Annotated in this window: 8 protein-coding genes; 6 read left to right on the top strand and 2 right to left on the bottom strand. The window is 68.3% G+C overall.

The annotated features are described in order from the left end of the window. Positions 1–24 precede the first annotated feature (24 nt). Both GONAM_RS18010 and GONAM_RS18015 read left to right on the top strand, forming a co-directional pair. Positions 25–630: an LGFP repeat-containing protein gene (locus tag GONAM_RS18010; RefSeq protein ID WP_006868192.1), complete on the top strand. Its 606-nt coding sequence runs from the start codon at positions 25–27 to the stop codon at positions 628–630. A 113-nt stretch (positions 631–743) separates the two neighbouring features. Beyond that, on the top strand, positions 744–1355 hold the full coding sequence (locus tag GONAM_RS18015; protein WP_006868193.1) for a TIGR03086 family metal-binding protein: 612 nt from the start codon (positions 744–746) through the stop codon (positions 1353–1355). A gap of 108 nt (positions 1356–1463) precedes the next feature. Here GONAM_RS18015 and GONAM_RS18020 read toward each other — a convergent pair whose 3' ends face one another. Next, positions 1464–2186, bottom strand: coding sequence for an aspartate/glutamate racemase family protein (locus GONAM_RS18020; RefSeq protein WP_006868194.1), 723 nt, complete (start codon positions 2184–2186; stop codon positions 1464–1466). A 19-nt stretch (positions 2187–2205) separates the two neighbouring features. After that, the gene (locus GONAM_RS18025; RefSeq protein ID WP_006868195.1) at positions 2206–3759 is read right to left on the bottom strand and encodes an NCS1 family nucleobase:cation symporter-1; all 1554 of its coding nucleotides are present in this window, start codon (positions 3757–3759) and stop codon (positions 2206–2208) included. 249 nt (positions 3760–4008) lie between these two features. Between GONAM_RS18025 and allB the strand changes: the two genes are divergently transcribed. From allB to GONAM_RS18045, 4 genes are all read left to right on the top strand, one after another. Further along, on the top strand, positions 4009–5403 hold the full coding sequence (gene allB / locus GONAM_RS18030; RefSeq protein WP_006868196.1) for an allantoinase AllB: 1395 nt from the start codon (positions 4009–4011) through the stop codon (positions 5401–5403). 255 nt (positions 5404–5658) lie between these two features. Continuing rightward, positions 5659–8007: a helicase-associated domain-containing protein gene (locus tag GONAM_RS18035; protein ID WP_006868197.1), complete on the top strand. Its 2349-nt coding sequence runs from the start codon at positions 5659–5661 to the stop codon at positions 8005–8007. Between the two features lie 85 nt (positions 8008–8092). Further along, entirely contained in the window at positions 8093–9016 is a 924-nt protein-coding gene (locus GONAM_RS18040) for an oxygenase MpaB family protein (protein WP_006868198.1), read from the top strand. 55 nt (positions 9017–9071) lie between these two features. After that, a complete protein-coding gene (locus GONAM_RS18045) occupies positions 9072–10742 on the top strand; it encodes a DNA repair helicase XPB (protein WP_006868199.1) in 1671 nt (556 codons plus the stop codon). Positions 10743–10899: the final 157 nt, after the last annotated feature.

A 10899-nucleotide genomic window follows, 5' to 3' on the forward strand; every position in this document is an offset into this window, starting at 1 on the left:
ACGTCGAGAGTCCGGGAGACACCTATGAAGCAGACGGCTTTCCGTCGCGCCGCGTTCGTTGCCGGATGGTTCGTGATCGCGCTTGCCGCCGCCGGGTGTGGGAATGCTGAGGCTGACCGCGATTCGTCCATCTCCACCCCCGCGGCCGCCGTTGATCCCGGGGCCGACCCCTCCGAGCTGACGGTGACGGGTGAGGACGACGTGTCGGTGACGCTCACCGGCCCGCTCGCGATCAAGTACGCCTCGGCGACTCAGGCACAACGAGAAGCGCTGGGCAGGCCGCTGACCGGCGATCACAACGCCGGCACTCGCGAGAGCGGTGTCGTGTACCAACAATTCCGCGGTGGTGTGATCATCGCGAAGAACAGCGACCCCGGAACGCCCGCATACATCGTCACCTCCGGCAAGATCCGCGACGCATGGAACACCGAACGCGCCCCGGACGGCACCCCAATGCTCCTCGGCACCAACGGTTCGGCCGGACCTCTCGGCGTCCCCACCAGTGACGTGACGGTCGACGGGCCTCTCGAGACGGTGACCTTCGAACACGGCGAGATCTCCGAGAACACGACGACCGGCGAGGTCACGGTGACGGTCGACGGCAACGTCGTGCCGTCAGGTCTGAGGTAGCCGCTGCCGGCGGCTCGAGCGCCGCATCCACAGCCCTGTCGTGCGTCCGATGAGAAATCAACGGCCGGGTGGTCAGTCCCGGTGAGCACTCAGACACGAGGAGAGGGACTCGGATGCCCACCGACACCACCCAGGCGCGCCTGATATCTGCGGCGACCGATCACATGCTCGCTTTCACCGCCACGATCCCCGACACCGAACTGGACCGTCCGACCCCGTGTCGCGACATGGATCTCGCCGCACTGCTCGCCCACGTCGACGGACTCGCGCAGGCGTTCGCGGCCGCGGCTCGCAAAGACTTCGGTCCGTTGACCTCGACGCCGCCGAACCCAGGGCAGAGCCGACTGGCGCCGGAATGGCGAGACGACCTGCACCGTCACGTGTGCGACCTCGCCGACTCCTGGAACGACACCGCAGCGTGGGAGGGCATGACCCAGGCGGGCGGCGTCGAGCTGCCCGCCGAGATCATGGGGATGGTCGCGCTGTCGGAACTGGTCCTGCACGGCTGGGATGTCGCACGCGCCGCAGACATCGCATTCGACGTCCCCGACGAAATCCTGCAGGTCGTGTTCGACTTCCACTACCCGCCCCAGCCGCAGGACGACCGCGACGGCATGTTCGGGCCGGTCGTCGAGGTGCCCGACGACGCGCCCCTCGTCGACCGGGTCGCCGGCCTGACCGGACGAGACCCACTGTGGCCGCACGCCATCCGGGAGGACCAGTAGTCGAGTGATTCGATCGGCCGCCGAATCATATTGCGTTTTGTCCCGGCCCCCGGAACAAAACGCAATCGGATCTTCGGGTGCCTGACCGGGAGAACCCCGACCGTCGGCTCAGATCGTGAACGGCCAGCCCGTGACCTTCTTCTCGCGCGGTTTCGCGTAGGTACGGACCTTCGACGTCGAGAGTCCCATCCGGACAAGACCTTCGGCGATCGTGACCGCGGAACGCACACCGTCGACGATCGGGACGCCGGTCGCGGCGCGCACCTGCTCCTCGAGCTCGGCCATGCCGCCACATCCGAGGCAGATCACCTCGGCATGGTCGTCGTGCACCGCCTTCGTGGACTGTTCGACGATCGCCTTCACGGCCCGTTCCGGGTCCGATTCCAGTTCCAGCACACCGAGTCCCGACGCCCGGACCGACGCGCAGCGCTGGTCGAGGCCGGCGAGCTTGAGCCGGTCCTCGATCAGCGGGACCGTCCGGTCCAGCGTCGTCACGACCGAGAACTTGTGTCCCAGGTACATCGCGGTCGACGCCGCGGCCTCGGTGATGTCGACGACCGGGACCTCGAGGAGTTCCTGGAGCCCTTCCCGACCGTGTTCGCCGTACCCGGCCTGGATGACCGCGTCGTACGGTTCGGGATAGGCGAGGATCGCGTCCATCACCGCGATGGCGGCGAGATAGGACTCGAAGTTGCCCTCGCACGAGTCGGCACCGAATCGTGGTGTGATGCCGACGATCTCGGTGCCGGGCGAGGCGACCGACCGAGCCGAGTCGGCGATCGCCTCGGTCATCGACTCGGTCGTGTTGACATTGGCGACGAGGATGCGCATCGGATCTACCTCCTGGCGATCAGTGGGTGCTGGCGACGGAGATCGGCTCGCCCGACACCTCGGCGAACGGTCCGCGGCGATCGGCCACCAGCAGGTAGACGACCGCACCGAGACCGGCACCGATGAACCAGGAGAACTCCGAGACCACTTCGAAGGCCGGGACGAAGGCCATCACCAGGGCGAAGGCCGCCGTCGGGACCAGCGCGACGATGGCCCGCAGGTTCACGCCGTTCCGGTAATGGTAGGCGCCATCAGGTGCCTCGGAGAACAACGCGGGCACATCGATCTTCGAGCGGCGGACGAGCCAGTAGTCGGCCATGACGATGCCGAACAGCGGTCCGAGCAGCGCACCCAGCCCACCCAGGAAGTAGTTGATCACCGCCGGCGAGTTGTACAGGTTCCACGGCAGGATGATCAGTCCGATGATGGCGGTCACGAGTGCCGCGCGGCGGAAGTTCAGGTAGCGCGGGAACAGGTTGGACAGCGCGTAGATCGGCGCGACGAAGTTGGCCATCAGGTTCACCGCGACCGTGAGGATCAGCAGCGCCAGGCAGGCCAGCACCAACAGGAAGGTGTTGGGCACGGTCTGGACGATGTCCGACGGCGACTCGATGACCCGTCCGTCGATCCGGAACTGCGCACCGGCCAGCACGACCACGATGCCGCCGAAGAGCAACATGTTGAGCGGGATGCCCCAGAAGTTGCCGCGCAGGATGGCTTTTCGCGATTCCGCGTTGCGGGTGAAGTCGCAGAAGTTCAGGACGAAGGTGCCGTAGATGGCGACCCACAGGCTCGCGCCGCCGATGATCTTCAGCCACATGTCGACGCCGGTCAGCGAGTCGGGAGTGGTCCACGCGATGGTCCAGTCGGCGTTGCTGAGCATCCAGATGGCCAGCGCCACCATGGTGAACAGGATGACCGGGCCGGCGAAGGCCTCGTAGCGGCGGATCATCTCCATGCCGTAGCTGACGATGATCACCTGGATCACCCACAGGGAAACGAAGGAGATCCAGCCCAGCGTCGAGAGGCCGAGGAAGCGGTTGGCGTCCAGGTCCTCCGCGCCGGGGAACAACGCGACCAGCATGATCCGGAGGACGACCGACGCGAGGTAGGTCTGGATGCCGAACCAGGCGATCGCCACGCCGCCGCGGATGAGGGCCGGGATCTGCGCGCCGCGGATACCGAACGAGATGCGGCTCATGACCGGGAACGGGACGCCCGTCTTCTCGCCCATGAAGCCGGACAGGTTGAGCAGCAGGAAGAGGAAGACACCGCCGAGCACCAGTGCGGTCAGGATCTGCCAGCCGCCCAGTCCGAGGGCGAAGAGCCCGATGGCGAAGGCGTAGTTGCCCAGGCTGTGGACGTCGTTGGCCCACAGCGTGAAGATGTTGTAGCTCTTCCAGCGGCGGCCGACGCGACTCGTGGGCGCCAGGTCGTCGTTGTACAGCTTGGGACTCAATCCGGCCGGGACGGTTCCGGTCACGCCGTGGGTCTCCTCGCCGGCGGACACGCCGGTCGTGGACGTCCTCGGCGTCGCCTCGTCACGCTGGATCGTGGGCGGTTCAGTGCTCATCTCTGCACTTTCGTCGGACGGTCATCTTTGACCGCGCTCCTACACTCGTGGAACTTCCGTGATGTGGAATCGGGGTTCCGCGTTCGTGAAGGTTAGCGCCCTCGTGCCGGGCGTTGTCAATAGCATCGCGAAGCGCTACTCGCGAGTCACCTTTCCGAAATCACGCCCCGACATTCCACGATGAGGAATCTGCTGGGTTAGTCTCTGGAACGACACCAGGACACGGCGATCAGCAAGGAGTCCCGCCCCATGACCTCAGAAACCGGTGCCCCGGCCCCTGCCTCCGACACCGCCGCGAACTCGACCGCTGCGCCGTTCGACCTGGTCGTGCGAGGTGAACAGACCCTGACGACCGCAGGCATCGTGGCGCGCGAGATCGGTATCCGCGACGGCCGCGTCGTCGCCATCGAACCGCTCGGCAGCGGACTCGTCGGCACCGAGGTCATCGAACTCGCCGACGACCAGGTGATGATCCCCGGTCTGGTGGACACCCACGTCCACGTCAACGAGCCGGGCCGCACCGAATGGGAGGGCTTTGACTCGGCCACCCGTGCGGCCGCCGCCGGTGGCGTCACCACCCTCATCGACATGCCGCTCAACTCGATCCCGCCGACCGTCAACGTCGACGCCCTGGCCGAGAAGCGCGCCGCCGCGCACGGCAAGACGCACATCGACGTGGGCTTCTGGGGTGGCGCCATCCCCGGCAACGAGGACGACCTGCGCGGACTCCACGACGCGGGCGTGTTCGGCTTCAAGTGCTTCCTGCTGCATTCGGGCGTCGACGAGTTCCCGCACCTGACGGCCGACGAGATGGAAGCCGACATGGCCAAGCTCGCCGAGTTCGACTCGCTGATGATCGTCCACGCCGAGGACTCCCGCGCCATCGACCACGCCCCGTCGCCCGAGGGTGACGAGTACGCGCGCTTCCTCGCCTCCCGTCCGCGCGGCGCCGAGAACCTGGCGATCGCCGAGGTCATCGAGCGCGCACGCTGGACCGGCGTCCGCGCCCACGTGCTGCACCTGTCGTCGTCGGATGCGCTGCCGATGCTGGCCAGCGCGAAGAAGGACGGCGTGAAGATCACGGTCGAGACCTGCCCGCACTACCTCACCCTGCTGGCCGAAGAGGTCCCCAACGGCGCGACCGCCTTCAAGTGCTGCCCGCCCATCCGCGAGGCCGGCAACCGTGAGTTGCTGTGGGAGGGACTGCTCGACGGCACGATCGACTGCATCGTCTCCGACCACTCCCCCTCGACCATCGACCTCAAGGACCCCGAGAACGGCGACTTCGGCGTCGCCTGGGGCGGGGTGGCCTCGCTGCAGCTCGGACTGTCGCTCATCTGGTCGGAGGCCAAGAAGCGCGGCATCGGCCTGCCGCAGGTCATCGAGTGGATGGCGTCGAGGCCCGCCGATCTCGCCGGCCTGCCGTCCAAGGGCCGCATCGCCCTCGGTTGCGACGCCGACTTCGCCGTCTTCGAGCCGGAGTCCGCACAGATCGTCGACGTCAACCGACTGCACCACAAGAACGCGATCAGCCCGTACGACGGGCGCGCCCTCGCCGGCGTGGTCAAGGGCACCTGGGTTCGCGGCCAGAAGGTGGACTTCGAGACCGCGCGCGGCCGGATGCTGCGCCGCGGCGACGTCTGAGGGCTGTCGCGTCTGCTGGGTGACGAGACCCCCACTGCTGGTTGAGTGAGGCTGATCCCCTGCGGTACGAGGCCCCACTGCTGGTGTTGGCCCCCACTGCTGGTTGAGTGAGGCTGCTGGTCTGCGGTACGAGGCCCCCACTGCTGGCCCCCACTGCTGGTTGAGTAGGCCCGAGGCGCAAGCCGAGGGCCGTATCGAAGCCAGCGCATCTGCACCGGAGGTGGCGATTCCACGCCGCCCGGTAAAGTCGATCGAATGAGTTCGGATGACCAGCACGCCGGCCTGGCCGAGGAGTTGGCCGCGCGTTCCGACGACGAGCTCACCGAGCTGCTGATCGAGCGGCCCGACCTCGCCTCCCCCACCCCGCAGGGCACGCGTGTGCTGGCGCAGCGTGCGCTGTCCGCGGCCTCGTTGGCGTTGGCCGGCGAGGATCTCGACGTGCTGGCGGTCGCCGTCCTCGAGCAGGCGATCGCGCTGGGCAGCCGCAAGACCACGAAGTCCAAGCGCCCGTCGGTCGCCAAGATCGTGAAGTCGCTGTCCGGCCGGGCCGCCGCGGACGAGGTCCGTGCTCGGATCGAGCTGCTTCGACGCCGCGCGATCCTGTGGGGCGACAAGACCTCGCTCTGCGCGGGCGAGCACGTCGACTCAGCGATGCCCTGGCGGTCACCGCATCTCACCGGTCCGCTGGCGGGTCGGAGCGGCGCGGAGATCGCGGCGATGGTCGCCGACCTCGACGAGCGGCCGAAGGAACTCCTGGAGACCCTCGCCCGCGGTCCGGCCCTGGGCCGCAGCCGCGACGCCGATCCCGACGCCGACCCGAGCACCCCGGTCGCACAACTGATCTCGTCGGGCCTGCTGGCCCGTGTCGACAATCAGACGGTCGAACTCCCGCCCATGGTCGGTGCGGTGATCCGCGACGAACCGGCCTGGCGCACCGACGATCTCACTCCCCCGCCGCTGCACGAGGCCGGCCTCAAGCCGCGATTCCCGGCGAAGGCGGTCGACGCCGCGGCGGGCGGCGAGGCACTCGAACTCATCCGCCACCTCACCTCGCTGCTCAACATCCTCGGCGCCACTCCCGCCGCCGTCCTGCGGTCGGGGGCGCTCGGCGTCCGCGAACTCCGGCGACTGTCGAAGCTCTCCGGCATCGAGACGCAGCGCGTCGCGTTCCTGATCGAGCTCGCCGGCTACCTGCGGATCATCGACGCCGGGTTCCCGGAACCGCCGCCGCCCAACGACTCCGGCGAGCAGACCTTCGCGCCGACGTCCACTGCGGACACCTGGCTGCACCAGCCGCGCGAACGTCAATGGCTGTCGCTGGCCGACGCCTGGCTGCACATGCCCCGGCGCGCCTGGCAGGTCGGTGACCCCGACCGCGACGGCAACGCGATGGCCACCCTGTCCGCCGATCTCCACGACGCTTACGCGCCGATCCAGCGGCAACTCATCCTCTCGACGCTGGCCCACGCCGACCCCGCGGTCCCGGTGACACCCGACGCTGTACTGGCGAACCTGCACTGGCACCGTCCCCGTCAGATGCGGCGCTTCAGTAAGCGCCTCGTCGCCGAAACCCTGCGTGAGGCACGAGAAATCGGGCTCGTCGCCCACGACGCGCTGACCACTGTCGGCCGGGCGTGCACCGTCGAGCCGTCGGCCGATGCCGATCCCGCCGACGCCGATGCGGCGGTCTTGACCGCGATGCGCGCCGTGCTGCCCGAGCCGGTGGACCACTTCCTCACCCAGGCCGACCTCACCCTCACCGTGCCGGGCCCGATGACACCGGAACTCGCAGAGCAGGTCGAATTGGTCGCCGACCTCGAATCCGGCGGCGCCGCATCGGTGTACCGGATCACCCCGGAGAGCGTCCGACGCGCGCTCGACGCCGGCCGCAGCAGCAACGAACTGCTGTCGATGTTCACCACCCACTCGAGAACGCCCGTCCCGCAGTCGCTCTCGTATCTCATCGAGGATGTCGCCCGCAAGCACGGACAGCTCCGCGTCGGTGTGGCGTCGGCTTTCATCCGCTGCGAGGACCCGACGGTCTTGGCCGCGGTGCTACGCAGTCCGGCCGCCGAGCCGCTCGCGCTGCGGGCACTCGCCCCGACCGTGGCGATCTCACCGTCAGAGGTGCGAGAGGTGATCGACCAGCTGCGCGCCGCGGGATTCGCTCCCGCAGGCGAGGATTCGACGGGCGCCGTCGTCGACCTCCGCGAACGCGGCAGCCGCGTCACTGTGTCGCGAGCTCGCCGCCAGGCCCAGCCGCGTCGCAGCGCGCCGTCGGAGGAACAGCTCCGGTCGGTGGTCGGCCGCATCCGCTCGACCGACCGCGCCGCCGCGGCCACCCCGGTCCGCAGCACCTCGGCGTCGACGCCGGTGCGCGCCTCCGGCAGCGGCGAATCGGCGACCGCGCTCATCCAGCTCGCACTGCGCGCCAAACGTCGCCTCCGCGTCGGCTACGTCGACGCCCAGGGATCGGCCAGCCGCCACGTCGTGACCCCGAAGGTGCTCGGCGCCGGCCAGCTCGTCGCCGTCGAAGACGGCAGCGACACCGAGCAGCGGTTCTCGCTCCACCGGCTGACCAGCGTCGAACTGCTCGACGCCTGACCACCGCGATGACACGACCTGTGACATCCGTCTCAGGATCTTGATACGCTCACCAGTACTCAGCGCCGAGGAAAGCTGGCCCGTCATGACCGCTGTACGCCATGCCGCCGACGCCACCACCGCCGTGCCCGACACCTACCAGCACGATCTAGTGCCGCGCATCAAACCACCGTCACGACGCCGCCGCGTGAAACGTCCCGCCGACCTCGTCACCGTCATCGGCCCGACGCTCTCCGTCGCGAACGTGATCATGCAGCTGTCGAACCCCAAGGTCGGGTACGGCGTGCACGAGAGCCGCGTCCCGCGGGGCAACGCCATCAAACGCCCCGTCAAGCGGGCCCGCACCACCGGCACCTTCCTGGCCGTCGCGCTGATGGGCAGCGACTCCGACAAGGAGTACATCCACAACTGCGTCGGCCGCGTGCACGACCAGGTCTATTCGACCGGGACCAGCCCCGTCCGCTACAGCGCCAACGACTCGCGCCTACAGCTGTGGGTCGCGGTGTGCCTGCTCAAATACTTCATCGACCAGTACGAGCTGATCCACGGACCGCTCTCCGACGCCGAACGGCAGATGGTCCTCACCGAGGCGCACCCCCTCGGCACCGCGCTCAACGTCCCCCGCGACAAGTGGCCGGCCACCTACGACGAACTCCTCGCCTACTGGAACAGCCAGCTCGCCGAACTACGGATCGACGAGCCGGTGCGGCAGGAACTGCAGAGCCTCGCCGACCTCTCGTTTCTGGAGTTCCGCGCCGGCGTGGTGGGAACCATCGCCCACAAGACGCTGGGCGGTTTCCTCACCTACGCCATCAACGCCGGGCTCCCGCCGGAGTTCCGGTCGATGATGGGCTGGACGTGGACCGCGGACGACGCCCGCCGCTACCAGGCCATTCTCTCCGCATTGCGCGTCGTCGACCCGGTGGTGGCGCCCATGCTGCGCGGCATCTTCCGGCTGAACATCGTCGACCTGAGGGTGCGCCGCCGGCTCGGCATCCCCGTGTTCTGACACACAAACAGGCCCGTCGCTGACAATCTCCGCTGCTATCTGGACAATGGAGCGGGTGACCGATGGACCCCTGATCGTGCAATCCGACAAGACCCTGCTGCTCGAGGTCGACCACCCCGACGCGCAGGCGGCTCGTCAGGCGATCGCACCCTTTGCCGAACTCGAACGTGCCCCCGAGCACGTCCACACCTACCGGGTCACCCCGCTTGCGCTGTGGAACGCCCGCGCCGCCGGTCACGACGCCGAACAGGTCGTCGACGCGCTGGTCACCTACTCGCGCTACGCCGTCCCTCAGCCGCTGCTGATGGACGTCGTCGACACGATGGGTCGCTTCGGCCGGCTGCAGCTGGTCAAGCATCCAGCGCACGGATTGACCCTTGTCAGCCTCGACCGCGCCGTGCTGCTGGAGGTCATGCGGCACAAGAAGGTCGCCCCGATGCTCGGTGCGCAGATCGACGACGACACCGTCATCGTGCATCCGTCCGAGCGCGGTCGCCTCAAGCAGGTCCTTCTGAAGGTCGGCTGGCCGGCCGAGGACCTCGCCGGGTACGTCGACGGCGAGGCCCACCCCATCGACCTCGACCAGGGCGACTGGCACCTGCGCGACTACCAGGAGATGGCGGCCGACTCGTTCTGGGCCGGCGGCTCCGGCGTCGTCGTGCTGCCGTGTGGTGCGGGCAAGACGATGGTCGGCGCGGCCGCGATGGCCAAGGCCGGGGCCACCACCCTGATCCTGGTCACCAACACCGTCGCCGGCCGGCAGTGGAAGCGCGAGCTCATCGCGCGCACCACGCTGACCGAGGAGGAGATCGGCGAGTACTCCGGCGAGCGCAAGGAGATCCGTCCGGTCACCATCGCGACCTATCAGGTGATGACGCGGAAGTCGAAGGGCGAGTACCGGAATCTCGACCTCTTCGACTCCCGCGACTGGGGCCTGATCATCTACGACGAGGTGCACCTGCTGCCCGCACCGGTCTTCCGCATGACTGCGGACCTGCAGTCGCGCCGACGCCTCGGCCTCACCGCGACCCTGGTCCGTGAGGACGGCCGCGAGGGTGACGTCTTCTCCCTCATCGGGCCCAAGCGCTACGACGCCCCGTGGAAGGACATCGAGGCCCAGGGCTGGATCGCACCGGCCGAGTGCATCGAGGTCCGCGTGACCCTCACCGACGAGGAGCGCCTGCAGTACGCGGTCGCCGAGCCGGAGGAGAAGTACAAGCTCTGCTCCACCGCGCACACCAAGGTCAACGTGGTGAAGGCGATCCTGAACAAGCACAAGGGTCAGCAGACACTGGTCATCGGCGCCTACATCGACCAGCTCGAGGAGCTCGGCCGCGAACTCGACTGCCCGGTCATCCAGGGTTCGACGAAGAACAAGGAACGCGAGATCCTCTTCGACCGCTTCCGTTCCGGCGAGCTGCAGACGCTCGTCGTGTCGAAGGTCGCCAACTTCTCCATCGACCTCCCCGAGGCCTCCGTCGCCGTCCAGGTGTCGGGCACCTTCGGTTCGCGTCAGGAGGAGGCCCAGCGCCTCGGTCGCCTGCTGCGGCCGAAACACGATGGCGGACAGGCACACTTCTACTCGGTGGTCTCGCGCGACACCCTCGACGCCGACTACGCCGCCCACCGGCAGCGCTTCCTCGCCGAACAGGGCTACGCCTACCGCATCACCGACGCCGACGACCTCCTCGGCCCGACGATCGGGGACACCACCTCGGCAGACTGACCCGGGGGTCGCCCCTCCCGACCTGCTGAAATACGCCCCTGGGAACCACCCTCCAGAGACGGGACGGCGACATAGTGTCGTCGGATCGCCTGTGCAGGGCGGATCCCGGGGGCGCTTTTCGGCGGCCGCCTGCCCTTCGTTGGTTGAGTAGGCGAGG

It is taken from the genome of Gordonia namibiensis NBRC 108229 (genome assembly GCF_000298235.1).
Classification (GTDB): domain Bacteria; phylum Actinomycetota; class Actinomycetes; order Mycobacteriales; family Mycobacteriaceae; genus Gordonia; species Gordonia namibiensis.

What these genes read in the sequence shown, in the direction of transcription:
- GONAM_RS18010 (WP_006868192.1), top strand. Translation starts at nt 25, where the DNA reads ATGAAGCAGACGGCTTTCCGTCGCGCCGCGTTCGTTGCCGGATGGTTC.
- GONAM_RS18015 (WP_006868193.1), top strand. Translation starts at nt 744, where the DNA reads ATGCCCACCGACACCACCCAGGCGCGCCTGATATCTGCGGCGACCGAT.
- GONAM_RS18020 (WP_006868194.1), bottom strand. Translation starts at nt 2,186, where the DNA reads ATGCGCATCCTCGTCGCCAATGTCAACACGACCGAGTCGATGACCGAG.
- GONAM_RS18025 (WP_006868195.1), bottom strand. Translation starts at nt 3,759, where the DNA reads ATGAGCACTGAACCGCCCACGATCCAGCGTGACGAGGCGACGCCGAGG.
- allB (WP_006868196.1), top strand. Translation starts at nt 4,009, where the DNA reads ATGACCTCAGAAACCGGTGCCCCGGCCCCTGCCTCCGACACCGCCGCG.
- GONAM_RS18035 (WP_006868197.1), top strand. Translation starts at nt 5,659, where the DNA reads ATGAGTTCGGATGACCAGCACGCCGGCCTGGCCGAGGAGTTGGCCGCG.
- GONAM_RS18040 (WP_006868198.1), top strand. Translation starts at nt 8,093, where the DNA reads ATGACCGCTGTACGCCATGCCGCCGACGCCACCACCGCCGTGCCCGAC.